Annotated in this window: 25 protein-coding genes; 14 read left to right on the top strand and 11 right to left on the bottom strand. The window is 43.1% G+C overall.

The annotated features are described in order from the left end of the window. The first annotated feature begins 1 nt into the window (after position 1). On the top strand, positions 2 to 445 hold the full coding sequence (locus tag BP27_RS16030) for a hypothetical protein (protein ID WP_036240096.1): 444 nt from the start codon (positions 2 to 4) through the stop codon (positions 443 to 445). On the opposite strand, the gene BP27_RS0110765 is transcribed toward BP27_RS16030, so the two are convergent. Genes BP27_RS0110765 through ppsR form a run of 5 tightly spaced genes read right to left on the bottom strand, consistent with a single transcriptional unit; the run spans position 375 to position 8,903 of the window. Beyond that, entirely contained in the window at positions 375 to 3,914 is a 3,540-nt protein-coding gene (locus BP27_RS0110765; protein WP_027851561.1) for a hypothetical protein, read from the bottom strand. The two genes, BP27_RS16030 and BP27_RS0110765, sit on opposite strands and share 71 nt — an antisense overlap. Positions 3,915 to 3,926: 12 nt before the next feature. Then, positions 3,927 to 4,211 carry a hypothetical protein gene (locus tag BP27_RS0110760; protein ID WP_027851560.1) on the bottom strand — a complete coding sequence of 95 codons (285 nt, stop codon included), beginning with the start codon at positions 4,209 to 4,211 and terminating at the stop codon, positions 3,927 to 3,929. A gap of 3 nt (positions 4,212 to 4,214) precedes the next feature. After that, positions 4,215 to 7,544 (bottom strand): AsmA family protein, encoded by a 3,330-nt coding sequence (locus BP27_RS0110755; RefSeq protein WP_027851559.1) that lies wholly within the window; start codon positions 7,542 to 7,544, stop codon positions 4,215 to 4,217. 19 nt (positions 7,545 to 7,563) lie between these two features. Further along, complete coding sequence (locus tag BP27_RS0110750) at positions 7,564 to 8,052, bottom strand: hypothetical protein (RefSeq protein ID WP_027851558.1); 489 nt, start codon at positions 8,050 to 8,052, stop codon at positions 7,564 to 7,566. Positions 8,053 to 8,072: 20 nt separating this feature from the next. Then, on the bottom strand, positions 8,073 to 8,903 hold the full coding sequence (gene ppsR / locus BP27_RS0110745) for a posphoenolpyruvate synthetase regulatory kinase/phosphorylase PpsR (protein WP_027851557.1): 831 nt from the start codon (positions 8,901 to 8,903) through the stop codon (positions 8,073 to 8,075). A gap of 147 nt (positions 8,904 to 9,050) precedes the next feature. Between ppsR and ppsA the strand changes: the two genes are divergently transcribed. Genes ppsA through BP27_RS0110720 form a run of 5 tightly spaced genes read left to right on the top strand, consistent with a single transcriptional unit; the run spans position 9,051 to position 15,029 of the window. Further along, the gene (ppsA, locus tag BP27_RS0110740) at positions 9,051 to 11,435 is read left to right on the top strand and encodes a phosphoenolpyruvate synthase (RefSeq protein WP_027851556.1); all 2,385 of its coding nucleotides are present in this window, start codon (positions 9,051 to 9,053) and stop codon (positions 11,433 to 11,435) included. A gap of 16 nt (positions 11,436 to 11,451) precedes the next feature. Beyond that, complete coding sequence (gene rraA, locus BP27_RS0110735) at positions 11,452 to 11,940, top strand: ribonuclease E activity regulator RraA (RefSeq protein ID WP_027851555.1); 489 nt, start codon at positions 11,452 to 11,454, stop codon at positions 11,938 to 11,940. A 5-nt stretch (positions 11,941 to 11,945) separates the two neighbouring features. Then, complete coding sequence (gene ggt, locus BP27_RS16025) at positions 11,946 to 13,796, top strand: gamma-glutamyltransferase (RefSeq protein WP_051610523.1); 1,851 nt, start codon at positions 11,946 to 11,948, stop codon at positions 13,794 to 13,796. Beyond that, positions 13,789 to 14,391: a Maf family protein gene (locus BP27_RS16020; protein ID WP_245597839.1), complete on the top strand. Its 603-nt coding sequence runs from the start codon at positions 13,789 to 13,791 to the stop codon at positions 14,389 to 14,391. The genes ggt and BP27_RS16020 overlap by 8 nt, the downstream gene beginning before the upstream one ends. A 56-nt stretch (positions 14,392 to 14,447) precedes the next feature. Next, on the top strand, positions 14,448 to 15,029 hold the full coding sequence (locus tag BP27_RS0110720; protein WP_027851554.1) for an IMPACT family protein: 582 nt from the start codon (positions 14,448 to 14,450) through the stop codon (positions 15,027 to 15,029). Here BP27_RS0110720 and BP27_RS0110715 read toward each other — a convergent pair. Then, the gene (locus BP27_RS0110715) at positions 15,012 to 15,578 is read right to left on the bottom strand and encodes a glutathione peroxidase (protein WP_027851553.1); all 567 of its coding nucleotides are present in this window, start codon (positions 15,576 to 15,578) and stop codon (positions 15,012 to 15,014) included. The two genes, BP27_RS0110720 and BP27_RS0110715, sit on opposite strands and share 18 nt — an antisense overlap. An 88-nt stretch (positions 15,579 to 15,666) precedes the next feature. Here BP27_RS0110715 and BP27_RS0110710 point away from each other — a divergent pair, with 88 nt between their 5' ends. From BP27_RS0110710 to yghU, 3 genes are read left to right on the top strand one after another with little or no spacing between them, the layout of a single operon-like run. Next, positions 15,667 to 16,272: a thermonuclease family protein gene (locus BP27_RS0110710; protein WP_027851552.1), complete on the top strand. Its 606-nt coding sequence runs from the start codon at positions 15,667 to 15,669 to the stop codon at positions 16,270 to 16,272. Further along, on the top strand, positions 16,253 to 17,440 hold the full coding sequence (locus BP27_RS16015) for a DUF3095 family protein (RefSeq protein ID WP_051610522.1): 1,188 nt from the start codon (positions 16,253 to 16,255) through the stop codon (positions 17,438 to 17,440). The genes BP27_RS0110710 and BP27_RS16015 overlap by 20 nt, the downstream gene beginning before the upstream one ends. After that, complete coding sequence (gene yghU, locus BP27_RS0110700) at positions 17,427 to 18,260, top strand: glutathione-dependent disulfide-bond oxidoreductase (RefSeq protein WP_027851551.1); 834 nt, start codon at positions 17,427 to 17,429, stop codon at positions 18,258 to 18,260. Before BP27_RS16015 ends, yghU begins: the two co-directional genes overlap by 14 nt. 69 nt (positions 18,261 to 18,329) lie before the next feature. On the opposite strand, the gene BP27_RS0110695 is transcribed toward yghU, so the two are convergent. Then, positions 18,330 to 18,677 (bottom strand): carboxymuconolactone decarboxylase family protein, encoded by a 348-nt coding sequence (locus BP27_RS0110695; RefSeq protein WP_084324583.1) that lies wholly within the window; start codon positions 18,675 to 18,677, stop codon positions 18,330 to 18,332. A gap of 169 nt (positions 18,678 to 18,846) precedes the next feature. Continuing rightward, a complete protein-coding gene (locus BP27_RS0110690) occupies positions 18,847 to 20,076 on the bottom strand; it encodes an MFS transporter (protein ID WP_051610521.1) in 1,230 nt (409 codons plus the stop codon). An 857-nt stretch (positions 20,077 to 20,933) separates the two neighbouring features. Between BP27_RS0110690 and BP27_RS0110680 the strand changes: the two genes are divergently transcribed. From BP27_RS0110680 to BP27_RS0110660, 5 genes are all read left to right on the top strand, one after another. Continuing rightward, positions 20,934 to 21,188, top strand: a complete 255-nt coding sequence (locus tag BP27_RS0110680; RefSeq protein ID WP_027851547.1) for a type II toxin-antitoxin system Phd/YefM family antitoxin — start codon at positions 20,934 to 20,936, stop codon at positions 21,186 to 21,188. Next, positions 21,181 to 21,450 carry a Txe/YoeB family addiction module toxin gene (locus BP27_RS0110675; RefSeq protein ID WP_027851546.1) on the top strand — a complete coding sequence of 90 codons (270 nt, stop codon included), beginning with the start codon at positions 21,181 to 21,183 and terminating at the stop codon, positions 21,448 to 21,450. Before BP27_RS0110680 ends, BP27_RS0110675 begins: the two co-directional genes overlap by 8 nt. Positions 21,451 to 21,814: 364 nt before the next feature. Further along, positions 21,815 to 22,231 (top strand): helix-turn-helix transcriptional regulator, encoded by a 417-nt coding sequence (locus BP27_RS16010; RefSeq protein ID WP_051610520.1) that lies wholly within the window; start codon positions 21,815 to 21,817, stop codon positions 22,229 to 22,231. Beyond that, positions 22,231 to 23,484, top strand: coding sequence for a type II toxin-antitoxin system HipA family toxin (locus tag BP27_RS0110665; RefSeq protein ID WP_027851545.1), 1,254 nt, complete (start codon positions 22,231 to 22,233; stop codon positions 23,482 to 23,484). Before BP27_RS16010 ends, BP27_RS0110665 begins: the two co-directional genes overlap by 1 nt. A gap of 140 nt (positions 23,485 to 23,624) precedes the next feature. Beyond that, positions 23,625 to 24,242, top strand: a complete 618-nt coding sequence (locus BP27_RS0110660; RefSeq protein ID WP_027851544.1) for an FmdE family protein — start codon at positions 23,625 to 23,627, stop codon at positions 24,240 to 24,242. Between the two features lie 148 nt (positions 24,243 to 24,390). Here the strand turns inward: BP27_RS0110660 and BP27_RS0110650 are convergent, their stop codons facing one another. From BP27_RS0110650 to BP27_RS16005, 3 genes are all read right to left on the bottom strand, one after another. After that, the gene (locus BP27_RS0110650; protein ID WP_027851543.1) at positions 24,391 to 24,621 is read right to left on the bottom strand and encodes a type II toxin-antitoxin system RelE/ParE family toxin; all 231 of its coding nucleotides are present in this window, start codon (positions 24,619 to 24,621) and stop codon (positions 24,391 to 24,393) included. Between the two features lie 38 nt (positions 24,622 to 24,659). After that, entirely contained in the window at positions 24,660 to 24,902 is a 243-nt protein-coding gene (locus tag BP27_RS0110645; RefSeq protein ID WP_027851542.1) for a type II toxin-antitoxin system Phd/YefM family antitoxin, read from the bottom strand. 102 nt (positions 24,903 to 25,004) lie between these two features. Beyond that, the coding region (locus tag BP27_RS16005) for an integrase core domain-containing protein (protein WP_036240092.1) at positions 25,005 to 25,327 on the bottom strand (323 nt) is incomplete at its 5' end.

Raw genomic sequence — 25,327 nt, 5'->3', positions numbered from 1 at the left:
AATGATTAAACAGCTACCTCTGGTTCTTTTCACTCATCAACAAGATTACTTTGCTTTAGAAGCGAGCTTGGTTAAAGGGCAGGGCAGTTGTGCTTTTAAAGACTCAAACACGCCCTTACTGCCTTTTAATCAGTTTTTAAAGCCTGGTAGCCAGCAGCCTGGTAGCCCTAGCCACTGGTTAGCTTTAGCTAGTCATTCACCCGATGCATCCAAGGTAAAGCCTTGGTTGCTAGGCCTAGAAAGCGAAGCCGAGCTGATAGAGCTGCCTGCAGAACGAATTCATCCCTTACCACCACTTTTATTGGCGGGTCGAACCTTCCCAGCTTTACAAGCCGTTGCTTGGTATCAGCAGCGGCTTGTCAGTTTAATTGATGCTAGGGCTTTGCAAGTGCAAGCACACCCTTGGCTAGCTTCTCTAACTCTAGATGCAAATCAGGGCGACTAGTTGCTAATAGCTCCCAGCTAGGGCTTTTCTCTAGGTTAAGCAGCGTTGTTTGTAACTTATCTTTAGATTGTTCTTCTAAGCGAAAGCGATACCCACTAACCAGTAGCTTTAACTTAAGTTGTTGTGCTTGGTTGTAGGCAGGCGTTTCTGGCTCGACTAGCCATTCTTTATCAATGTTTTGGATAAACTCAGCTAAAAGCTGAGGCTCTTCTGCAAAGGCCCTTGGGTAGAGACTAGCAAAAACTAAGTAGTTATAAACACTGTGCAAAACAGGCTGGCCAATTAAACTGCCTCCATTTTTTTGCCAAGCAACTAGGTTGTTTAAGTTGTCTTTCATTAGGCTAGCTAATTGTTCGGGGCGATTTAAAGCTTCAAGCAACATTGCCGCCTGCAACTGAGTTTGAATTAACTGGCTTAAACGCCCTTCTTCATCAAAACCTAACCTTAAATCTTTTATTTTTAACCGAGCTAACAAGGCTAAGCGCTTTTCTAGCCATTGAAGTTTTTCTTCTGGCTGGGTAGCTAACTGAGCTAAAAAACCATAAGTTTGCAAAGTGAGCCTTTCTGGTGAAAAGCCGGGTAGTTCGCCGGGTTTAAAAGCCCTAGCCTTAAGTTGTGGCAGCGCTTGTAAAACTTGCTGGAAGCCAGTGTAAGCAGACGCGTTATTACCAAGTTTGTAGTGTAAGTAAGCTAAGTTGAATTGAGCTTTAGTTAAGTTAACACCGCTGAGCTGTTCTGTAGCTAAAAGGGCTTGATAATGTTTAAAAGCAGTGTTGAAGTCTTCTGCTTGTAGTGCATAAAAGCCTGCCTTTTCTAACGCCACTAGTTGTTCTTGTTCACCTAGGGTGTTGCTCAGTATTAAAGCCTGTTCAGCTTGCTTAGAGGCTTCTAGCCCACGATTGCTATAAAAGAGGCTCTGAGCCAACTGCCAATGGGTTAACAGCTGTTCTTCAGGGTTAATAAAGGGCAGTTGCAGGCGCTGTAAAAAAAACTCACTGGCTAAACCATAGTTACGAACCGTTAGGTGTAATTGCCCTAGGTTATTGAGTAGGGCTGCTTGGGTGCGTTGGTTGTTCCAGGCTAAGTCAAAACCTAGCATGTAATGGTAGTGGGCTTGCTGGTAATAGCTTTGGTTATGCTGATAACCCTTTTGGCTGGCCAGCAGCAAACGGTGGTAAATACTGCCGGTCAGTAGGTCTGCAGCTCCTCGGTTTAATCCCTTAGCTTTATAGGCTTGTAATTCTTTGGCTAATTCTTCTAAACGCTGAGTGGGTAGCTGGGGGTTTTGTAATAGCTCTAGCGTGCTAGTGGCCACAGCATCATCTTTTGCAATTAACTCTTCTGCTTTCAACTGGTTAAGTAAAAGTTCCATGCGTGGTTTTAGGTTGGTGTCTAACATTAGACCAATATAAATAAGCTGATAAATCGCTTCAGGGTCTGAGGTTTGTCTAACCAGTGCATAAAAGCTATTCAGAGCGGTCAGCATCTCTTGTTGCTCTAGACTACCGTAAGCGCGGCTAAGGTTAATGCTTGCGTAGTATTCAGCTGTTTGGGCAAAGCCAGGGTCACTTATTGAGGTATGGGTTAACCAATGGCGCGACATTAACTCCATAAAGTTATACTTTTCTGCTAAGCCAGTTAGCTGTATGGCTCTTAAATGGGATAAGCGCTTAAGCTGGGCATCATCTTTAGCTGGCGCTAGGCGCTTGCTAATACTGGTAAAGTGGCTGCGCTCTATATCTAGCTCACTCGCAGCAATAAGTTTTAATAGGTCTAGTTCATTTAACAGTAAAATTTTAACTCGTTCATCTGTACTGCTGGCCGCTACCTGCTGCAAGCTTTTTTCTTGTTGAGCAGCTGTTAAGGCTAACTGAGGGCTGTTGAGTTGCTTAAGCCATTGAAAAGCATAAAACAGTCTTGCTTCAGATGAAATTTTGTTAATTGTTAAAGCTCTGCGCCATAGTTTTTCTAAGCCTTGAGGATTATCGGCTAATAACTGGTTAGCGAGCTCTAGCTGTAAGTAGACTTGTAAAGGGTGAAGGTTGTTAGTTTGTGGTTGAATAAGGCTGCGCAGGGCAGCTTGGGGCTGGTTAGCTAAATAGTTAATCCAAGCTGTAAACAAAGCTTTGTTTTGTGGATTAACCTTGGGTTGATTAAGTTGTTGCTCTAAAGTCTGTAAGTCTTGACGGTAACTAGCCGTTAACATGCCCTGAGGCTGTAAGCGCTGTTTAGCCTGTAAGTCTACTAGTCGTGCTAGGTAGTTAAAAAATTCGCTTAGATCAGGTTGGGACTGGTAAGACTCAGCTAGCTGATTGATATAATAACTGGCTGCCGTGTATTCATTCAAAGCCAAGTGGTTACTTAACAAGCTTTCTAGCCTGGTAACACTGGTTTGCTTAAAACGGTAACGCAAAGTATTTAGCAGCAATAAGCGCTCTTCATAACTACTAGCTTGAGCATGAGCAAGGTGAAGGTCTTCTACTTGCCAGTTTGCAGGCACTTGTCCAGTAACAGGCATACGGTAGGTATCTAATGAGCCTTCAAATGCACAGGTCATGTAAACCTTGTTTTGAGTTAAAGCCGGGAAACTACAGTTTTGAGCAACTGAGGTTAGTTGTTCAGGTAGGTGTTTTTGGCTGGTATCTAAAGCTTTCGCTAAGGGTAAACGAAACAATACACTATGGTCTTGTGCGTCTATTTGCTGGTCGTTATTAGTGTCATTTAAGTAATGACTAAAATAAATAAAAGCTTGCTGGCTATCAAAGGTTGCAAAGCTGCTATTGCCTGGCAAATCTAATTGAATCGGCCCGTACTCTTTTTTCTCAGCTAACTTGTACAAAAACAGCCCACCCTCTTGCTTAGCGGTGGGTTCACGATTGTAAACCAGCCACTGACCATCAGAGCTAGCGGCTGGTGCAGATAATTGCCCCTGAGTAATCACTTGTTGGCGATTAGTGGCTAAAGAATGTAAAACCAGCTCGGTGGTGGCTTGGTTTAAAGACTTCCTTAAGTAGCCTAACTGCTGGTTGTTAACCCAAAAGGGTTGCCACTCGCGGCTATTGCTTTTAGTTAGGCAGTTGACAGACTGCTTAGCCTTAGCTTCATTTAAGGGCAGTAGGCAAACATCGCCTAGCGCATCATAACGAAACAGAGTGACAGCTAATTGGCTGGCATCGGGCGATAGGGCAGGGTCTTTGCTGTCGTAATCATTGGCTAGTAAATAGCTGCTTATGCCTGTTTTAAGGTCTTGTTTAACTAAGCTAGATAGTAGGTTTTGATGGCGAGTGTAATAGATAAAATCATTGTTAGTGGCGATAACGGCTTGGTAATTATCCGTGGGACCAACGGTTACCTTTTCTAAGGGTAAAACTCGATTGATGCGCCAATTAACTTCTTCGGCGATTAGGTGGCTAGAGAAAAGGCTAGCCAAGACCAACCAAGGCAAAAATTTAGGGCGGATATTCAACATACTTAGCTACCCCTAGTTGTTTTTTTGGCTAGTGGGTGCTGTATATTCAGCATTTAAAGCACGAAACCCTTCTTGCTCGTCTAGTTGTTCATCTATTCCAGCATAGGGTTCAGACGCATCTTTAATAGCAGACTGCATTAAGCGGTTTTCAAGCTCGGGCCATTCGCCTGCTGAATCTGCTTCCATTAAAGTGTGTCTATCAACTAGGTAAACATCGGGCACTAATTTATTGACCAGCCCTGAGCAACCTGCCAATAGAAAGCTAGCTAAAAAAATAGTTAATAAACGAGTTAGCATTTTTTACTCCAAAGGTAACTGGTTGGGAAGCAGCAAGGCTTCTTCACCAAAGCGCTCAATGATTGGGCTAAGTGGTAAGCCGTGAGCGCGTAAAGGATCGGAAAATAGTGATAAACCAAAAGTAAGGTCCATTAAGCCATTTTGCATAACCACACTAATCCACTGGGGGTGGGCTAAACGTAATGCAGAACGAACATTGTTAATTTGTGGGTCTAGGTAATTAGGGTCAACCAGCTCTAGTAGCTGCAAAAGCTGACTACGGGTTATATCGGTTATATCAATACGCCCCGCTAAAAGGCGGCGATTAAAGTCAAACTCTAAAGCGGTACGGGCACTAATAGGTGCGTAATCACTGGTGGCTCTTTTGGGTAGCAAGAGGCGTAAATCCAGTTGTGAAATACGGCTTAACAAACCTAAGCGCCAAGCTTTAGGAGTGGTATCTAAATAGAAGCGGCCAGCTAAATTACCTGCTAGTAGCTGCAAACTAAATTGAGGTAGTTCTATAAGGTTTTGTCTAACTTTAAATCTAGCCTGTAAAGGACCTACGGCTAGGTCACCTACTTGTAGTTTTTTGAAACTAAACCCTTGATTACCCGCTAAGTAAGGCTCAATTTGGTTGAAATCAACCCGCTCAAAAGCTTCAGGTTTTAGCAAATAGAAAAAGCTCAGTTTCGCGTCAGGGCTTAGCTTAAGCTCCTCATTGATTTCAATCGCACCCTCGAGCGATTCAAGTTTAAGGTCATTTAGGGCTAAAGAAAAATTGTTGAATGCTAGCTGAGCTTGTAAAGAAAGCTGTTCACCTTCATTCAATAGCAGTTGCCAGGGGGCTGTTAAGCTGCCTGAGGTGGTTAGGTCTAGGTTAGGAATCAGCTGGCTGGTAGGGCTCAGTTGGGTTTTGCCTTGAATTTGTAGGCTAGGTTTATCTAAGTTGGCTAGCTGCACTTCACCGGTTAGCTCCTGCTTGAACCATTCTTTTAACTCTAACGAAAACTGATGCAAGGTGAGTGTTTCGCTTGCTGAGTTAAAACTTAGACTGCCTTGGCTTTTTAACGGTAAAAGCTGGCTTAACTCTAGAGGAGGTGTTTCTTCTAGCCAGGTGAGCTGCTTGGCTTGAGTAGAAAACAGCCAATTAACAGAGTCAGGTGCTAAGCCTGAAGTAGCTTTTAGCTCAAGGCTAAGGTTTAAGTCTTCTGCTGCTAACATTTCTGGCAGTTCTAAAGCAGCAAACTGGTAGTTACCGTTTAGCTCAAAGGCTTTTGCTTGCCAGTTAAGGGTTTGTTGCAATTTAAAAGGCTTTTTTAAGTTTACAGGCGCATTTTTGGCTGGGGTTTGCTCTACTGCTAGCCCGTGTTTTAAGTTGGCCTTTAGGCTAGTAAGGTCAACTTCTGTTGCAGCTAAAGTAAGTAAATCAGCTTCTGGGTGGTTTACTGCTAGCTGAAACTGTTGGTTAACTAATAGCTGCCCAAACTCAGCTAGCGGTTTTAAGTCTGCTAGATAGCTAGCTAGGCTAGGGCTTAGTGATAAGTCGAGGAAACCATTTAGCTTGAATAGCTGGGGCTGATCGGCCGCAGCTAAATCTAACTTAACTAAAGGCTGATGATTCACTGCTAAGTCTAACTGCGTTTTAAGTGCTTTAAGGTCAGCGTCAACTTGGCTAGCAACTTCTAAATTAAACGGTAAAGGCTTTAATAAGGGCGGGTGCTGAATGGCTTGTGAACTTAACTGAAGACGTAAGTCGGGGTGTGATTCAGGAAAAGAGCTACTGGCCTGAAGTTGCATCTCCAATGGCTGTAAGATTTTTAAGTCAGTAGTGGGTGCTTTTTGGCTAAGTTTTAGGTTTAAAGACTGCTCAACAAAGCCTGTTAGCTCAGCTAAATCGGCGGATAATAAATGGTCTGAGTCATGGTTGATGCGTGTGTTACCTGTTATTTCTAGCTGCAAGTCACCCGGTAAGTCTTTAAGGCTGGGCTCGGTTAGAAGGCTAGCCAGTTGCTGGGGTAGGTTTAATGCAACCTGCGGCTCTAAACTGAGTAGGCGAGGTTGGTTGTTCGCCGTTAAACTAACTTCTAAAAGGTTGATTTCATTTAACTGGCTAGCTGCATAAAGCGTTAAGTGAGATAAATCAAAGGGTATTTCAAGCGTTAAGCGCTGTTGGAACTGGATAGGCGCAAAAGAAAAATCACTAGCAAACTCTGCTAGGTTAAGCTCTAACTGAGCTAGAGCAGCCTGGGCTTGTTTTTGGCTAGTCAGCAGTAGGTGAAGCTGTTGAAACTGGTAGTGATCTTTATTGAGTTGTAAGTCTAAATCTGTCAGCTGTTGGCTTAGTTGTAGCTCTAGGTCTAAGGCTTCTTCTAAAGCTTCTTGCTCTATATCTGACAGGTTTATTTGCGAAGCCAGGTTAAACCGGTAATTAGCTAGGCTTAGCTGAATGTTTTCTTCTGCTTGAGCTAAGTTGAGCTGGGTTGCCAAGAGATCAAAATTAATTTGTGCAGGCGATAATTTAAACTGCCAAGCATCGTTATGCTTGCTGAGCTGGAAAGCCAAATCTAAATCTAGGCTAGGTTGGCTGGTGAAATCTAGCTGAGTTGGCTGCTGATTAATTTGCGTAGTTAAAGGCGCTAAAGATACTAACTGGCTAGCTAACCTACCCTTTATACCGTTACCTTGCCAAACTGCCTGAGCGGAAAAATCAAACTCACCTTGCCAAGCCGCTGAGAGTTGTTGCTGGCGCTCTTTAACCTGCAAATCAATTTTAAAATTATTTAAAGCCAGTTCATCTAAAGTGATGCTAATAGGTGGGTTTTCTAAAAGGTTGGTTATTTCAGCAGTTAAGGCCGCTAGGTCTAACTCCTCGTTAGCTTCTTCTAGCTGAGTTACTTTTTCTTCATCTAAATCTAGTAATAAACAACCAGTGGCTTGTAAATCATTTAAAGCCAGCTTATTCACTTGCAAATGATTACTTAATAGTTCTAAGGCTGAAAAATTCAACTCAACTTCTTCTAAGCTAAGGCTAAAGCCATCACAGCTATGAGCAGAAGGATTAGAAACCTGGCTAACTTGTATGCCTTTTAGGCTAATGGATTTTAGTAAGTCAATTCGAATTTGGCTTAACTCCACCTGAAAGCCGGTTTGTTCAGCAATAATTGGTTGAACTTTAGGCCAGATGTAACTTTCAACCAAGGAGGACTTAAGCGCAAAGTAAACACCAGCCACAGCAAGAAGCGGCAAAGACAAAACTACCAAAAAGCTAATCACCCAAAAGCGCGGACGCTTATAAAAAGGCTTTTTAGCTTTAGTTTCTTTCTTATCGGTAGCAGGTGTTTCTTGAGGCATTGACTGTTTTCCTTAACAACTAGTTAGCAGGCGCACCGTTTTCTATCCAAAGTACAAAGTCCTCTAATGCATCACCTGTCACTACAGCATTAGCTCCTTCATGATGCGAAAGAGCAGGTGTACAACTATTAGGTGTTTTACTTCCATATCGCTGTGTAACTGCCATAAGTACAGCCGAGTTAATTGGGTCACTAGGCTTAACTAATGGGTAATTATCACCACAGTCAGCTGTTCTAATGTAGCCAGTATTCCAAGTTAAGTTATTGCTTCTTTGACTTACTAAACTGTTACGAAACTGTGACTTTGTTAGGTTCGGTCCACCAGGCTCACCCATCGGTTCATGGCACCTTGCGCAGCCTTGAATAACTTTATAACTAAATAATCTTTCTAAAGTGCCTGGCTCTCCTGTTGACCCTTTATCATCATCACTACAACCTGCAAAAAGCACGAGTAGCATTAATACCAGTAAGATACGGCTAGTTTGCAAAATACTTTTAAAATTATTCATGGTTTTATTCCCTTGATTGATTAGCGTGGCGAAAAACGCCTTTCTATACCTGCTTTGGCCATTATCTTAGTCGAAATTTCTTCAATAGAATAATGCGTTGAGTCTACAAAGCCAATATTATGACGACTATAAAGGGCTTCCACTTCTTCTACTTCGCGCAGGCATTGTTTCAACGATGCGTAGCTGCTGTTAGCTCGGCGTTCATTACGAATGGATGAAAGGCGCTCTGGTTCTATAGTGAGTCCAAATAATTTATGTCGATAGGGGCGTAGTGCTTTAGGTAATTCACTATCTAACAAATCATCTTCAGTTATAGGGTAGTTAGCTGCTCTTACCCCAAATTGTAGTGCCATATAAATACAAGTAGGGGTTTTTCCACAACGTGAGACACCAATTAAAATAATATCGGCCTTATCGTAATGGTGGGTACGCGCACCATCGTCGTTATCTAGTGCAAAATGTACGGAATCAATTCTAGCCTTATAAGTATCTTCTTTGGCTTTAGAAATACCATGGCTTTGCCCTACAGAGTAGGTAGAGCGGGTTTTTAGTTCTTCTTCTAAGGGTTCTAAAAAAGAAGAAAAAACATCAATATTAAGTGCTTCACTTTTGCTAATAATGGTACGAATGCTTTGGTTGACAACTGTATCTATCAATAAAGGACGGGCACCATCTTTAATAGCCGTAGCATTCACCTGTTCTACTATGGCATGGGCTTTTTCTTCTGTATTAATATAAGGCTGAGTTATTTGCTCGAATTGAATACCTTCAAATTGTGCTAAAAGGCTACGGCCTAGCGCCTCTGCAGTAATACCTGTGCCATCGGAAATGAAAAATGCGGTGCGCTTCATAGGGAGTTCCATCGTCTTAATTCGTGTTATCATCTAGAAGATTAAATAGAGTGGCTTAGCACTCGGTAATTGATTTTGCCTGTTTTTTACTGCTAATGCCATTAAGTGAACTTTTCTAACTGGAGACGTGTCTTGAGCAAAACAGCTGTGGGTGAATATATTGTCTGGTTTGACCAGCTGGGTATGCAGGACGTGGAGCGGGTTGGTGGTAAGAACGCTTCGCTAGGTGAAATGATTAGCAATCTAGCTAATGCTGGGGTGCAGGTTCCTGGTGGTTTTGCTACAACTGCAGAAGCTTATCGGGAATTTTTAGCCCATGAAAGTTTAGCTGACCGAATTAATAAGGCGCTAGACGAGCTAGACGTTGATGATGTTAAAGCCTTAGCGGCTTGTGGCGCACAAATTCGTCAGTGGGTTATAGAAACACCTTTTCCTCCTGCATTAGAAAATGCTTTAGCAGAAGCTTATTCGCAGCTAGAGCAAAAAAGCCCAAGTTTAAAAGTAGCGGTACGTTCCTCTGCTACTGCTGAAGACTTGCCAGATGCTTCTTTTGCGGGTCAACAAGAAACCTTCCTAAATATCCAAGGTTTTAATGAAGTAAAGCAGGCAGTTCATGAAGTGTTTGCCTCTTTATTTAACGACCGTGCTATTTCCTACCGAGTTCACCAAGGCTTTGATCATGCGGGTGTTGCTTTGTCTGCAGGTGTACAAAAAATGGTGCGCTCAGAAACAGGCGCTGCTGGGGTTATGTTCACCCTAGATACCGAGTCTGGTTTCCGTGATGCCGTGTTTGTAACCAGTGCTTATGGTTTAGGTGAAACCGTAGTGCAGGGTGCGGTTAACCCAGATGAGTTTTATGTTCATAAGCCTACTTTGGCAGCCAATCGCCCAGCTATTTTACGTCGTAGCTTAGGTAGTAAACTAATTAAAATGGTCTACGGTGAAGCTGCGACTACGGCTAAATCAGTGAAAACTGTGGATGTAAACAAAGCCGATAGAGACCGTTTCTCTTTATCTGACCAAGAAGTGATGGATCTGGCTCGTCAAGCCATGATTATTGAAGAGCATTACCAGCGCCCTATGGATATAGAGTGGGCGAAAGACGGTGATGATCAGCAACTCTATATAGTACAAGCCCGCCCAGAAACAGTAAAAAGCCGTGATTCTAGTACGGTTATGGAGCGATTTTTACTTAAAGAGCAGGGCAAAATTCTCGTGGAAGGCCGTGCCATAGGTCAGCGAATTGGTGCAGGTAAAGTACGCATTGTTTCGGGTCCAGATGAAATGGACAAGGTTCAAGATGGCGATATTCTGGTGACTGATATGACCGACCCAGATTGGGAGCCGGTGATGAAACGTGCTTCAGCCATTGTTACTAACCGTGGTGGACGTACTTGTCACGCAGCCATCATTGCTCGTGAAATGGGTATTGCTGCAGTAGTGGGTTGTGGTGATGCAACTGAGCTATTAAAAGACGGCCAAGAAGTCACAGTTTCTTGTGCTGAAGGTGATACAGGCTTTGTTTATGAAGGCAAGCTAGATTATGAGTTGCTGACTAATAGCATTGAAGCCATGCCTAAAATCCCCTTCAAAATTATGATGAATATAGGTAACCCAGACCGTGCCTTTGGGTTCGCAGCTCTGCCAAACGAGGGGGTAGGCCTAGCGCGTTTAGAGTTCATTATTAACCGCATGATCGGCATTCACCCTAAAGCTTTACTAGAGTTTGATAGCCTACCCAGCGAACTGCAAGCCACCATAAGCAGCCGCATTAAAGGCTATGCCGACCCAGTTGATTTTTACGTAGAAAAGTTAGTTGAAGGCATTGCCAGCTTAGCAGCAGCCTTCTGGCCTAAGCGTGTCATAGTGCGTTTATCTGACTTTAAATCTAACGAATACGAAAACCTGATTGGCGGTAAGCTTTACGAGCCTGCTGAAGAAAACCCCATGTTAGGCTTCCGTGGTGCTTCGCGTTATTTATCGCCTAAGTTCCGTGATTGTTTCGAGCTGGAGTGTCGTGCACTAAAGAAAGTGCGTGATGAAATGGGGCTAAATAACATTGAAATAATGGTACCTTTTGTTCGTACCGTGGGTGAAGCTAAGGGCGTTTCTGAAATTCTTGAATCCAAAGGTTTAGTGCGCGGTCAAAATGGCTTGAAGCTGATTATGATGTGTGAACTACCCGCTAACGCACTTTTGGCTGAAGAATTCTTAGAATACTTCGATGGCTTCTCGATTGGCTCTAATGACCTAACTCAGTTAACCCTAGGTTTAGATCGTGACTCAGGCATAGTGGCGCACTTGTTTGATGAGCGTAATCCTGCGGTTAAAAAGCTCTTGTCTATGGCAATTAATGCTTGTAAAAAACAAGGTAAATACGTGGGTATTTGTGGGCAAGGTCCTTCAGACCACCCAGATTTAGCCCGTTGGTTAATGGAACAGGGCATAGACTCGGTTTCACTTAACCCAGATGCCGTGTTAGATACTTGGTTTATGCTGGCAAACCAAACCCCTGACCAAACCCCTGAATAGTTGCTTGGAGTTAACCATGGAATATGTAACACCTGATTTATGTGATACCTACCCAGAGTTGATTGAAGTGGTTGAACCCATTTTTAACAACTTGGGTGGTCGCATGTCTTTTGGTGGCCAGGTGGTCACCATTAAGTGCTTTGAAGACAATTCTTTAGTGAAAGAAGAAGTTGAAAAAGACGGTAAAGGCAAGGTGATGGTGGTGGATGCAGGTGGTTCTTTCCGCTGTGCCATGCTGGGCGATATGCTGGCAGAAAAAGCCATGCGTAACGGCTGGGAAGGTATCATTATGTACGGCTGTGTTCGTGATATTGATATTATTAACGAGCTAGATTTAGGCGTACAAGCCTTAGGTACTCACCCTAAAAAATCTGAAAAACGTGGCGTTGGTGAATACCAAATCCCGGTTTCTTTTGGTGGTGTTACCTTTGTACCGGGTGACTATGTTTATGCTGATAATAACGGCATCATTGCATCACCCGAGCCATTAACCATGCCAGAGTAAAGTTTATGTTTCGCACTGCCCGTTGTTTGTTTTTGCCCTTAGCTGCGGTTTTATTTTTAACCGCTTGCGGATCTGAATCTTCAGATACAGCGAAGACCGATAAACAAAGGACAGTTGTAGAAACCTCTAAAGCAGAACAGCAGCCAGAAGAACAACAGCCAGAAATTGCCAGTGGCTTACAGGCACGTTCTGGTTGGACTTATTCTAAGCAAGCCGTTGCAGCTGCTAACCCCTTAGCAGCCGAAGTGGGGCAGAGTGTGCTTGCCGTAGGTGGCAATGCCCTAGATGCTGCCATAGCAGTACAGTTAGTTTTAAATTTAGTAGAGCCACAATCCAGCGGGATTGGTGGCGGTGCTTTTCTATTAAGTTGGAAAAATGGTGAACTAATCGCTTGGGATGGACGAGAAACTGCACCAGCAGCAGTTACACCTGATTTGTTTTTAGATGAGCAAGGCGAACCTTTGCCGTTTATGACGGCAGTGACTAGTGGAAAAAGTGTGGGTGTGCCAGGCTTATTAAAAATGTTGCAAGCGGCTCATCAAACGCAAGGCAAGCTACCTTGGAAAGATTTATTCGAACCTGCTATTTTGCTGGCTAAAGAAGGTTTTGCTATTAGTCCACGCTTGCACCTACTTTTAGACCAAGACCCAGAACTAAGAAATAATCCCGCAGCACGTGCTTATTACTATCAGCCCGATGGCAGTGCCTTACCCGTAGGACACCAACTAAAGAATCCTGCTATGGCAGCAATACTCACCCAGATTGCAAATGAAGGTGCCGATGCATTTTATCACGGTAGTCTGGCGAAAAATATTGTTGCCGCTGTTAATCAGGCTCAGCTACCTGGTCAATTGCAGGTTTCAGATTTAGCTAACTACACTCCTTTAGCAAGGGAAGCACTCTGTGGTCCTTGGCAAGCCTACCGTGTCTGTGGTTTTCCACCGCCTTCTTCTGGCCAACTAGCCATAATGCAAGTTCTAGGTATGTTAGAACAACTAGAAAGCCCCGCCAGCACTAGCCAAGAAACGTTTTATACAGCAGAAGGTTTGCACCAGTATTTAGCTGCTTCCAACCTAGCCTTTGCAGACCGTGCCTTGTATGTGGCTGATCCAGAATTTGTTGAAGCACCAGCAAATAACTGGCTTAGTTTAATGAATCCTGATTACTTGCTAAAACGTACTAAAGACATTGGCGACAGCTACCAAGGCCCAGCTAAAGCAGGCCAGCCAAAAGAATTTAAAAGTAGTTATGCGCTTCAGCCAGAACAACCTGAATATGGAACGAGTCATATCAGTGTAATTGATGCTGACGGTAATGGTATCGCTATGACCAGTTCCATAGAACAGGCTTTTGGTTCACGTATTTTAGTGGATGGCGGCACCGGCTTAGCAGGCGGATTCTTTTTAAATAACCAGCTCACTGACTTTGCATTCCAGCCTAAAAACAAACAAGGCAAGCTGGTTGCTAACCGAGTAGAAGCGGGCAAGCGCCCACGTTCTAGCATGAGCCCAACACTAGTATTTAGCGCTCCTGCTGATGAGCTAGTCGCTAGTTTAGGCTCACCAGGCGGCGCAGCCATTATTCACTTTACTGCTAAAACGCTGCTAGCCAGCTTAGGTTGGCAACTAGCGCCACAAGAAGCCATAGAATTACCCAACCTAGCGACCTTTAATTCAGGCATTAACCTACTAGAACCCCAAGGCTTTTCAGCAGCCATGCAAGAAGGTTTAGAAAAGCGTGGTTATTCATTGCAAGAAAGAGACCTAACCAGCGGTATTCAAATGTTGTTGGTAACGCCACAAGGCATTTTAGGTGGTGCAGACCCGCGTAGAGAAGGCTGGGTGGCAGGTGAGTAAAAAAATACCCGCAGGTCTTGTTCTAGCCTCTGCTTCACCGCGTAGGCGCGAGCTATTATTACAACTAATGCCAGGTATTAAGCTGCATATTTTACCTGCCGACCTTGATGAAAGCCTTATTACTTCAGAAACGGGTACTGCTAGGGTCTTACGCCTTGCCGAAGCTAAAGCGGCTGCCGTAAAGACCAGCCTACCTAAAGAATTTGCCAACTACCCAATTTTAGCTGCCGATACCGAAGTGGTTTTGAAAGGTGTTCCACTAGGTAAACCTGAATCTTTTGATCATGCTGTTGCGCTTTTAGAGCAGCTTTCTGGTTGCAGCCATCAAGTGATAACAGCCGTACATTTGCAAGAAGACAAGCAAGCGCAACAAGCAGTTATTACTACAGAGGTCAGCTTTAAAAGCCTTACTAAAGATGAAATTGTAGCTTATGTAGCAACAGGTGAGCCCATGGATAAAGCCGGTGGTTATGGCATTCAAGGTTTAGGTGCAGCTTTTGTTACTAGCATTCAAGGAAGTTATTCCAATGTTGTTGGTTTGCCACTAGAAACGGTTTATTTGCAGTTACGACAACTGGGTTATACCGTTATCTAGCATCATTTTATAAAACGCCTCCCATCTTTTACTAAAAAGGCTAGGAAGTTAACTTTGTGTCTAAAACCCTCGCATCTCCGATTGAATATTTACTGGAAATTAAAAAATCACGTTTTATTGGCCGTATTGAGCCCATTCAAAGCAGTGAAGAAGGTTTAAAAAAAGTAGAAGCGCTCAGGTTAAAGCATCCAGAAGCAACGCATGTTTGCTACTCACTACTAGCCAATGGACAGGTTAAGCAGTCGGATGATGGAGAGCCTTCAGGAACGGCAGCCAGCCCTATGTTGAATGTATTGCAGCACAAGGGGCTAGATAATGTGCTAGCGACGGTAGTGCGCTATTTCGGTGGTGTTAAGCTAGGTGCGGGTGGTTTAGTGCGTGCTTATAGCCAAGCCATTAGCGAACCCTTGCTAGATGCAGAGTATGTAGATTTAACCCTACCAGCCCAGTTAAAACTAGCCATAGCTTTTGAACATGAGTCTTTGATAAGGCGCTTGGCAGAACAGCAAAAAATTAAACTAAGTATTAGCTACACGGATGAAGTCATTGTTGAGCTAGAAGCTGAAGAAGCTGCTCTGACCAGCTTTTTAGAAGGCTTTTCAGAGCAGGTCAGAGGACAGTTAAGGCTGCTGGAGTAGTTTTTCTATTATTTGTTTCATTTCTGCTGACTCAGGTTCAGTTTTACTGCCAAAAGTTCCTACTAGCTCACCATCACCATTGATTAAGTACTTATGAAAATTCCAGCGTGGCAAGGGAGCCCCCATCTTGTCTAACTCTTTAAAGACAGGGTTTAATTTACCTTTAGCAACTGAGCTAGTCGAGAGCATTAAAAAAGTAACGCCATAATTAATAAAGCATATTTCAGCAGTTTTGCTTTCTTCTTTTTCTTCTTGATTAAAATCATTAGAAGGAAAGCCTAGTACAACCAAGCCACGTGCAGCATATTCTTTGTGTAAAGCTTCTAAGCCCTTGAATTGCCCAGTAAAGCCACAATGACTTGCGGTATTAACAATTAATAAGGGTAGGCCTGCAAACTGACATAGATCGATCGATTCAGTGGAATGCAATTCTCGCTGAGTAGAATCTAATAGAGCAGGGCAAATGGAAGGTTCAGCCCAAGCATTAGTGCTGACTAGACCAGAAAAAGTAAGTAAGACGAGTAAAAAAAAGCTATAAATAGGTTTCATAAGTCTAAACATGGTTGGGTTTTATTAGGCTGGTTTGCTAAAGTGAATGAGTCGCTCGTTATATTAAACAACAAGGTGGAGCTAGCCAATGAAAATAAAACTTTGGGCAATTGGGTTAATCTCCATCTCAGGTTTATTATTGCTAATTTACACCCTGCCTGCGATAACCGCCAACTTTTCTCTATTAAAAGATACTGGGCGACCTGTGCCTGCAGAAGTATTAGAGGTTGTTGACGCACAAACCCTGCTTGTTCGCTTTCAAGATCGCAAAGAAGTCTGTGTTGTTCTTAATGGGGTTAATACACCACTGAGGCAGCAAGATGGCTATAGGCGCTCTGTTTTAGGTATTATTGATTTAATTCAAGGCAGTTTTCGTAGTCAGATTTTAGTTAAAATAGATGCCGTGCTTAATTCTAAAGTTTGGTTGGCTGGTATCTACGACCTTGAACAAGAAGTTTTAGGTAATCTGGCTTTAATTCGTTTTGGTTATGCTTGGCCAGATACTTACCTCAACGATGAAGAAGAAAATGATAACTACCTAGTTGAAGCTAACTCTGCCTTGGTTGAGGCAAAAAAAAACCGGCGAGGGCATTGGGCAGGCATACACCTTGGTGAGCTTCCCCTTGAGCCTCAGCAATCTTATTTAATGCAATTACAAGCACTTGGACATTCTAGTGAACCATGCCAGCCTTAATTTTTATAAAGATTTACCCTTAGTTAACGATTTTAAAGCTATATTTAAACCAGACTGTTACCAGGAGCTGCCTCAAGACTGGTGGATTGTTATTACAGATATTAAAGCTTCAACCGCAGCCATTGAACAAGGGCGTTACCGTGATATTAATAGCTTAGGTGGCTGCACAGTGGCTGCTATTTTAAATGCTGTTAAACCTACTGCCATTCCCTATATTTTTGGTGGTGATGGGGCTACTTTTTGTATTCCTTCCCAGCTAATAGAGCAGGTGAGTTCAGCTTTAAGGGGCTGTATTAAGCTGGCATCAGATAGCTTTAACCTAGAACTTAGAGCTGCTTTGATTCCTTACCAAACAATTCAACCTAAAGCTAAGGTTTTAGTGGCTTGCTACGCTAAAAGTGACAGTCTGCATCAAGCTATTTTTGTGGGTGGAGGGCTGAATGAAGCAGAAAAACAAATTAAAAGTGATGCTAAGTGGCATGTACAGCTAACCGATGACAAAGCAGAAGCAGATTTAACTGGCTTTGAGTGCCGTTGGAACCGAATTGCTAGTCCTCAAGAGGTCACGGTTAGTTTAATTGTGCAGGCAATAAACCCAGATATAGATCAGCAGCTTGCTTTGTACCAGCAGCTAATGCAAAAAATGCAAACCTATTTTGGAGAAGATGAGCAGCTACAGCCCTTGAGTGTTGATGGCTTAGAGTTAATGTATGGTAAGCAATACCTAACAGCAGAAGCTGATGCGCGTACATTTACGAAAAAAAATTCTTACTTTTTTAATCTGTGGGATATAAGAATTCAGAACTTTATCGGAAAAGTTCTAATGAAGCTAAAACTAAAGCTAGGTAAAGCTAACTGGGGTCGTTACAAAGAAGATACTTTGCTGAACAGCGATTATCGCAAACTAGACGATGCCTTTAGAATTGTATTTGCAGCTAAAAAATCTGTCTTGGCAGAATTTGAAACCTGGTTAGCTAGTCAAGAAGCTGCTGGTGCCTTCAGTTATGGTCTGCATATCAGCGATGCAGCACAACTCACCTGTTTAATTAGCCAGCTAGGTGTAAAGCACATTCACTTTGTTGATGGTTGTGATGGAGGTTATGCCTTGGCAGCTAAGTCTTTAAAACAGAAACAAAAGCAGTCGGGAGAAAATAATGAGTCAATCTAATTACACCCCACCCAAAGTCTGGGTTTGGGAAGAAGGTAATGGTGGTCAATTTGCTAATATTAATCGCCCCATAGCAGGCGCGACCCATGAAAAAGTATTGCCAGTGGGTGAGCATCCTTTGCAACTTTACTCTTTAGGTACGCCTAATGGAGTGAAAGTAACCATTATGCTTGAAGAGTTGCTAGCTAAAGGCATTAGTGAAGCTGAATACAATGCCCACTTAATCCGTATTGGTGAAGGCGATCAATTCTCTAGTGGTTTTGTAGAAGTTAACCCTAATTCTAAAATACCTGCTTTATTAGATAAGAGCGTTAACCCACCGCTAAGGGTGTTTGAGTCAGGTTCTATTTTGCTGTACCTAGCAGAAAAGTTTGATGCTTTTATTCCTAAAGACTTAGCGGGTCGAACAGAATGCCTTAACTGGTTATTTTGGCAAATGGGTGCAGGCCCCATTTTAGGTGGTGGTTTTGGGCATTTTTATGCCTACGCACCCGAGAAATATGAATACCCCATTAACCGTTTTGCTATGGAGGTTAAACGTCAGCTAGATGTTTTAGATCGCCAGTTAGCAGAAAACACCTATATAGCCGGTGAAGAGTACACCATTGCAGATATGGCTATTTGGCCTTGGTATGGTGCACTGGTTAATAATGATGTGTATGAAGCAGCTGAGTTTTTAGATACTAAAAGCTATAAAAATGTACAGCGCTGGGCAAAGCTAGTGCGAGAAAGACCTGCTGTGCAAAGAGGTCGTAAGGTGAATCGCCCCTGGGATGACAACCCAGTGCTAGAGCGCCATTCAGCCAGTGATTTAGATTGATTTTTAATATTAAGTAACAAGAAAGCCCGCTTTTAGCGGGCTTTCTTTCTAGCAGGCAGAATAATCGACTTATTTTGCAGCAGCTTGAAACTGACTTAGGGCTTCTAAGGCTTCTACGCCGTAAACCAAAGAAGGGCCACCACCCATCACTATAGCGACAGAAACTGTTTCAGCGACGTCTTCTTTAGTTACACCTTCTTTAAGTGCTGCTTCTACGTGGCTAGCAATACAACCATCACAACGCACAGCAATTGCAATGCCAAGGGCAATAAGCTCTTTGGTTTTAACGTCTAGGGCAGCATTTTTAAAGCTAGCGGCGTGTAGGGCACCAAAGCTTTTAAGTACTTCAGGTACTTCCATACCCAGTTTACCCATTAACGTACCAATTTCTTTACTGCGCTCAGGAAAGTTTTTCATGATTCTCTCTTAACAAATGAATGAAACGTCTAAATTAGACTGAGCATTCTATCATGTTAATTTAGGTTGTGCTAATAAATAAACTTCGTATCTAAGTTTGGCTAGCACTTTCCACTAGAAACTGTTTAGTTGCTAGTCATAAAGCTTGTACGCAGTGATTCACCCTAGGTTAAGTGCGCTGGTTAACGGTTATAAACTCACCTTGCGCATTTGACTCAAGGCAGCGTTTTCTACCCGCCAAAAGTGCCATAGCCGCAGCAAACGCTAAAATAGCAAAAAGCAACTGAGCTATAGCTTGAATACTGAGGTTGGCATCGAGCATGAATCCAACAACTAGCGGCCCCATAGCTGCTAAAGCATAACCGCCACCTTGAGCCAATGCAGATAGTTCACCTGCAATTTTGCTATTACCACTGCGTAAAACAATCAGTGTTAAGGCTAGACTAAAAGACCCACCCTGACCTAACCCCAACACTATAGATCCTGGCCAACGCAGTGCAGGAGAGCCAAGTAGAAGCATCCATAACCCTAGGCCAATTAAAACAAGGACCAGCATCAGTGCAGGGCGTTGATCTTTACTCATGCGCGCTATCCAAGGAGCAGCAATAGCAGACGATAACTGGGTAAGAATTGAAAGCCCCATCAACCAACCCGCTTCACTTTCGCTGTAACCCTGTCTAACCAACAAGGTAGGCAGCCAGCCAAACACTATATAAGCCAAGGAGGATTGACTACCCATAAGCAACATCACCTGCCAAGCCAAAGGCTGTTTTAACAAGCTACGGATACGTTTGTTAGAAGCTTTAGGCTGAATTTCTGGCAAAGGTTGAGGCATGATTAACCACCAAGCTAAGAGGGCAGTTAGCGAAAGACTAGCCCAAGCCATTAAGCTAAAAGACCAGCTGCCTAAAAGATTGGCTAAGGGAATGCTTAGACCCGCACCTAAAGCACCCCCTAAACACAGCGCCATGGTATATACGCCAGTCATTAAATCAGCTTTATCTGCTAATTCACGCTTAACTAATGCGGGTAATAAAGTACCCAAAATACCTATAGCAGCACCAGCCATTATGGTGCCTGTAAAAAGTAAAGGTGCATGACTAAAGCCACGCAAGGCTAAACCAGCCGATAATACAATCAGAGCCAAAGCAAGACTGCGCTCCATACCTAGGCGCTGGGCTAACCAAGGTGCAAAAGGTGCAAACAAGCCCAAGCACAAAACAGGCAAGGTGGTAAGGGATGAAAGCACTAAAACAGATAAAACCCCTTCACCTTCAATGCGTGGTAGCAAAGGGGCTAAAGACGATAAAGCAGGGCGTAAATTTAGCCCAACCAGAATCATTAATAAAATAAAAACCAAGGGGCTAGGGCTTTTTTTAGTAGAGGTGACGGGTAACATATTAAGCAGTGAGATCCTTGGCAGTAAGTGGCGAAACGATCTGCAATGATACACGGCTTGGTGTGTTTGTCATGGGGGTTAAGCGACGCATATTGACGTTTGGAGGAGGTAGATTAAAAGAAAGACCTAAAAGGATAGAGATTATGCAGCGGAATTTAGACTTGCTCACTATAAAATGTACGCAATGCGACTGGATACTTCAGCTTCAGCCAGTGCGCTATCAGAATACAGCACAAACAGAATGCCTAGTTCAAGCCTGCCCATGTTGCGGTACAGATGAGACCGTTATCGAGTTTTTAAATAAAGCAGAGGTGTAGCTTTGCTAATCAGCTGCATACTATCACTGGCCAAGACTAGCTGGAAATTAAGTAATACAAGGAGTTAATTATGCCCATTCCTTTTTCCCCTTATCGTTTTACTTGCCTTTGCTGTGGTTGGAGCAAACGCTATGTACCTAGCTGTGATGTAATTGATCAGAATGATATGCCAACAAACTGCCCTGCATGCGGTAAAGCCTGCTTAAAATTTAAAATAGAGCCAAGTCCGTTCCGTTATCATAGACAAGTTGATCCAGCACTTACTCCAATTACACCCTTCGGCCTGCTAAGAAGTTTGCTCAGACTTTTTAAGAAGTAGGCTTCAATACCTTAGTACTTTTTGGAGCAGTACGTTTAGTTAAGGTACGCAGGTCGGATTGCTTCCGACTTGTTGCTTTTTTGGTTACCTACAACTCCTTGCTTAGGCACCAACTTACTTAGCTTTTCTTTTTAGCAGGAAATATCACGTGTTCAGTTTACTGTACAAGTAGGGTGGTGAAGACTATACCTGTTCCATTAAATGTACATGTAGAGGTTCTTATGAGAATCGTATCTTTTACTGAAGCTAGAAATGGTCTCAAAGCTGTTTTGGATAGTGTGGTTAATGATGCTGATACAACAGTTATTACACGCCGTGATTCTGAAGATGCTGTGGTAATGCCTTTAGATTACTATAATAGCCTTATGGAGACAGTTCATTTACTACGCTCTCCTCAAAACGCTGAACACCTAAACCGTTCGATAACACAGTACCGTGCTGGTAAAACAACAGCACGAGAGTTAATTGATGAGTAGTAGTCAACGTTTACTATCGTGGACTGATGATGCTTGGGATGACTACCTGTATTGGCAAACTCAAGACAAGAAAAAACTCAAGCGCATCAACAAACTCATTAATGATGTTAAGCACTCTCCATTTGAGGGCATCGGTAAACCTGAGCCGTTAAAAGAGAGCTTATCTGGTTTTTGGTCTCGTCGTATTGATGACACTAATAGGCTTGTTTACGCAGTCGATGATCAAGCGATAACGATAATTTCATGTCGTTACCACTACTAAATATTAAGCGAGCCACAAAGGAAGTTCTTAAATTGGGCGCTCTAAAGTTTTAGGTCGTGCTCCTCAGAGCTGGTTAGCTATGCAAGATAATTATGGGATTTGGCAAGCAAGTAAAAGACTCAATCTTTCACAGCTTCAACCCCTAAAGTTTTTAAACGCCTAGCTATGGTTGGTTCAAACAACGAGTGTGACGGAGGGGGCTTTTACTTATTAGTATAGGTAGTAGTGATTTGGGAGGAGCAGCTTGAAGAAAAATAGCGCGAGTGACCTTTCTGCAGCTAAAGCAAGCTATATTTAATGTTAAGCAGCTTTTTAGGTGTTATTATAAAGTATATTTATGGTTAATCTTGAGTGAGTGGCTACAATGTCTTTTATTGGGTTGATGCGTCCTGACGAGGTCGCGCTTGAGCTGGGTTCGCGCTTGCAACAGCACAGGCTAAAACAAAATCTGACCCAGGCTAATTTGGCTAAGCGTTTGGGGGTCTCGGTGCCCACTGTGTCGGGTTTAGAAAATGGTAAAAACACCAGCTTAGAAACCTTTATTAAAACTGTGTTTGCGTTGGGTTTACAAGCTGAATTACAAGAGTTATTTACTCAACGAACACTGACAATTGCTGAGCTGGAGCAGTTATCGGCTGCACCTAAACGCCAGCGCGCACGATCTCAAGTTAAACCTGTTCTTAAAGTGAACAAATCTATGCCTGATATAGAGCCTGCATCATCTCGTGCAAAGCTATGGGATAAAAATCTCTTTAATACTAACGATGAGACTAGTGACTGATGGTTGCTCAGGTAAATGTATTTTATGAGGGCTGGGGTGAGCGCTGGCATTGGGGAACCTTGGCCATGGCCACAACCCAGAATTCACCTATTTTATTTGAATATACACCCGAAGCCCTGCGGCAAGGATTAGAGCTATCTGCGTTGCACTTGCCATTAAATTCACGCACCTACTCTGACTTTCCAAGCTTTAATGAGCGTTTGCCGGGTGTGCTGGCCGATGCGCTCCCTGATGGCTGGGGACGCTTGTTGATGGATAGACTATTCCGTAAGCGTGGTATTGATCCTAGTCAAGTCACAGTATTAGAGCGCTTAACTCATATCAGCGATACCGCGATGGGTGCTTTTTCATTCCATCCTGAAGTTTCACTGACAGACAAAAGTACACAAGACATTCCGCTGGATTTGCTGGCACGAGAAGCACAAGCAGTGCTAGAGGGTGATGATTCGGAGTTGCTCGCTCAACTCGTTGATATGGGTGGTTCGCCGCAAGGTGCGCGACCCAAAGCTTTGGTTTATCGCTGTGAAGAAAGTCAACGTACCAGCACTGTAAACTTTGAAGGTGCTGAACCTTGGCTGATTAAGTTTCCAGCTAAGTCAGAGCATTTTGAAGTGTGTGCAATTGAGTATATTTATGCTGCTTGTGCATTTCAGTGTGGCCTTGATGTGCCGCAGGTTGAGTATTTTGATTTAGGCTCTGATTTAGCTGCTTTTGGTGCTAAACGTTTTGATCGACAAGGTGAGCTTCGTGTTCCCATGCAGTCCTTGGCTGGTTATTTAAATACTGATTTTCGTATTCCAAACTGTGATTACGATGGCTTCATTCGTGCCACTGGGCATATTACCCAAGGTGATGACAGCGCCGTAAAAGATGCCTTTGCACGTGCTTTATTTAATGTCATATTTAATAATCGTGATGACCATACTAAAAACTTTTCTTACGTATTAAACCAACAACGAAGATGGGCTTTAGCACCTGCCTATGATCTGACCTATAACGAAGGACCTAATGGCTATCATCAAATGAGTGTTATAGGAGAAGCTCAGGTTATTTCAAGGGGTGCTGTTTTGGCGCTAGCAAAGGTCGCAAGCATTTCGGCTAGTGAAGTCGATAAAATGATTGATAAGTTCGCTACAGTCGCGAGCCAGTTTAGTGCGCTATGCACTGAGTTTTTTTATCAAGAGATTCGGCCTGCAACATTAAAGCAGATCCAACAGACGCTAAATAAAAATCTAATAGCTATTCGTCAATAGCATTGATTCAACTTCGGATAGAACTAAATCAGTATTGCCGTACTTATACTGTTAGCTAGTGCCTGGTCTCGGCTTCACCTACCCTAATCACGATTAACAGAAGCAATGCTTAAACAATAATTGCTATGCAGGAGATTACTATGACCTTCCCTAGTTTTTTTGAAGCTGCACCGACAATTCTTATGCGTGATCCTTTAGCCCAGCTATTAGGTAGTGCTACCGATGGTGTAATTGAATACCGCTATGTGGATGTAGTTAAGTTGGCTGGGCACTCTTGCCCAACAGTTGCCGGTGCTTTTCTTACGGCACGGGCTGCTTTAAAAGCACTGTATCCTGATGCAGTACCGGAGCGAGGCAATATAAGTGTTCACATGTCAGCACCTGAAACTCAAGGAACAACCGGCGTAGTGGCTCAGGTATTAACGCTAATTACTGGTGCAGCAACTCAGGCTGGTTTTAAGGGCATTGGTCCACGCTTTGGTCGTAATGGTTTACTTAGCTTTGCTTCAGAAGATACCCATAACCCTGAAGTGCGTTTTGAACGGCTAGATACTGGCGCTGCGGTTAAGGTGTTTTTTGATGCGCACCGTGTACCTGCTGATACTACTCAGCCAGAACGTATGCAAGCAGTCATTCAAAATAGAGAAACGCCTGAACAACAGTTAGAATTTGCACGTCTTTGGCAAGCGCGAGTAAAGCAGATTCTTTTAGAGCATGCAGATGACCCAGCACTGCTATCCCTCGTACAACTTAATTAAAAGAGCTATAAGCTTTGGCTACTAGAAAAATCATTCATATTGATGCCGATTGTTTTTATGCCGCCATAGAAGTGTGTGATAACCCTAACCTTAAAGGTCAGCCTAAATGAATTCATTGAGTCTTTATTTTTAGGTGATGTTTAACCCGTTACCTCAAATGGTTCTGTGGTAATTGTGAGCGCCCTAGAATAGCTACGACTAAAATAAAGTCATCTTCTTTAGTAAAGTAAGCAATATGCTTACCAACTGGAAAGTAAAATCCATTAAGGTGGAGGTCATCACAGCTTCTTCCTACCGCTGGATTTTCAGCAAGCATCTGAAGCCCTGTTAGAAGGGTGTCTTTGTAGTTTTTGATGTTACGCAAATGTGACTGCGCCAACTTACTTAGTTTGCATGCTTTCTTTTGCCTAGGGTAGGCTACAGTGCATTCAGGAAACTTTCACCGGCAACTACCTTGCCTTGAGCTAAGTCTTCTTTAGCTGAGTTAAAGCAGTGTTTTAGGTACTCAGCTTTCATCACTTCAAGTTCTTCATAGTCGTGTATAGACATAACGACAACAGCATCTTTACTGTTTTTACTAATCTTGATTGGTTGACGTTGAGCATTTAGAAGTAGCTCGCCAAAATTACGTTTAGCATCGTTTGCAGTTAATGTTTGCATGATCAAGCTCCAATCTTAGAGTGACAGTCAGATCATAGCCATTCATGTGAAATAGTCAATTTAATTAAATCGCGGCCTCTGTCAAGCTAGTTGTCCGTTATTCTAAGCAACTTGTTTCAAGTTCGCTTGATCTTCAGCCTTCTCTTTTGGTGGGTTAAGCCAAACTTCATTTTCATGCACCCAGTTACGTGTTTTGCGTCCTTTCCAGCGTGCTGGATGGGCTGCTTTAGCCGTTTCGTAAGCAGCGTTACGCTGCTGTAAAACAGCTTTATCTTCACCATTGTGACGTTGCGCTGGTGTAACAAATTTAATACCACTATGGCAGTGCTCGTTGTTATACCAAGTAGTAAAGCTCAGTACCCATTTTCGGGCTTCGTCTAAACTTGTAAACGGCTTTGATGGGTAGGCCGGCGAGTACTTTAATG

This window comes from Marinospirillum insulare DSM 21763 (assembly GCF_000686905.1).
GTDB classification, from domain to species: Bacteria; Pseudomonadota; Gammaproteobacteria; order Pseudomonadales; family Halomonadaceae; genus Marinospirillum; species Marinospirillum insulare.
Note: the sequence above shows the minus strand (reverse complement) of the source record. Positions and strands in the feature narration are given on the sequence as shown.

Coding starts and splice junctions, on each gene's coding strand:
- BP27_RS16030 (WP_036240096.1), top strand. CDS start 2: ATGATTAAACAGCTACCTCTGGTTCTTTTCACTCATCAACAAGATTAC.
- BP27_RS0110765 (WP_027851561.1), bottom strand. CDS start 3,914: ATGTTGAATATCCGCCCTAAATTTTTGCCTTGGTTGGTCTTGGCTAGC.
- BP27_RS0110760 (WP_027851560.1), bottom strand. CDS start 4,211: ATGCTAACTCGTTTATTAACTATTTTTTTAGCTAGCTTTCTATTGGCA.
- BP27_RS0110755 (WP_027851559.1), bottom strand. CDS start 7,544: ATGCCTCAAGAAACACCTGCTACCGATAAGAAAGAAACTAAAGCTAAA.
- BP27_RS0110750 (WP_027851558.1), bottom strand. CDS start 8,052: ATGAATAATTTTAAAAGTATTTTGCAAACTAGCCGTATCTTACTGGTA.
- ppsR (WP_027851557.1), bottom strand. CDS start 8,903: ATGAAGCGCACCGCATTTTTCATTTCCGATGGCACAGGTATTACTGCA.
- rraA (WP_027851555.1), top strand. CDS start 11,452: ATGGAATATGTAACACCTGATTTATGTGATACCTACCCAGAGTTGATT.
- ggt (WP_051610523.1), top strand. CDS start 11,946: ATGTTTCGCACTGCCCGTTGTTTGTTTTTGCCCTTAGCTGCGGTTTTA.
- BP27_RS0110715 (WP_027851553.1), bottom strand. CDS start 15,578: ATGAAACCTATTTATAGCTTTTTTTTACTCGTCTTACTTACTTTTTCT.
- BP27_RS0110710 (WP_027851552.1), top strand. CDS start 15,667: ATGAAAATAAAACTTTGGGCAATTGGGTTAATCTCCATCTCAGGTTTA.
- yghU (WP_027851551.1), top strand. CDS start 17,427: ATGAGTCAATCTAATTACACCCCACCCAAAGTCTGGGTTTGGGAAGAA.
- BP27_RS0110695 (WP_084324583.1), bottom strand. CDS start 18,677: ATGAAAAACTTTCCTGAGCGCAGTAAAGAAATTGGTACGTTAATGGGT.
- BP27_RS0110690 (WP_051610521.1), bottom strand. CDS start 20,076: ATGTTACCCGTCACCTCTACTAAAAAAAGCCCTAGCCCCTTGGTTTTT.
- BP27_RS0110680 (WP_027851547.1), top strand. CDS start 20,934: ATGAGAATCGTATCTTTTACTGAAGCTAGAAATGGTCTCAAAGCTGTT.
- BP27_RS0110675 (WP_027851546.1), top strand. CDS start 21,181: ATGAGTAGTAGTCAACGTTTACTATCGTGGACTGATGATGCTTGGGAT.
- BP27_RS16010 (WP_051610520.1), top strand. CDS start 21,815: ATGTCTTTTATTGGGTTGATGCGTCCTGACGAGGTCGCGCTTGAGCTG.
- BP27_RS0110665 (WP_027851545.1), top strand. CDS start 22,231: ATGGTTGCTCAGGTAAATGTATTTTATGAGGGCTGGGGTGAGCGCTGG.
- BP27_RS0110660 (WP_027851544.1), top strand. CDS start 23,625: ATGACCTTCCCTAGTTTTTTTGAAGCTGCACCGACAATTCTTATGCGT.
- BP27_RS0110645 (WP_027851542.1), bottom strand. CDS start 24,902: ATGCAAACATTAACTGCAAACGATGCTAAACGTAATTTTGGCGAGCTA.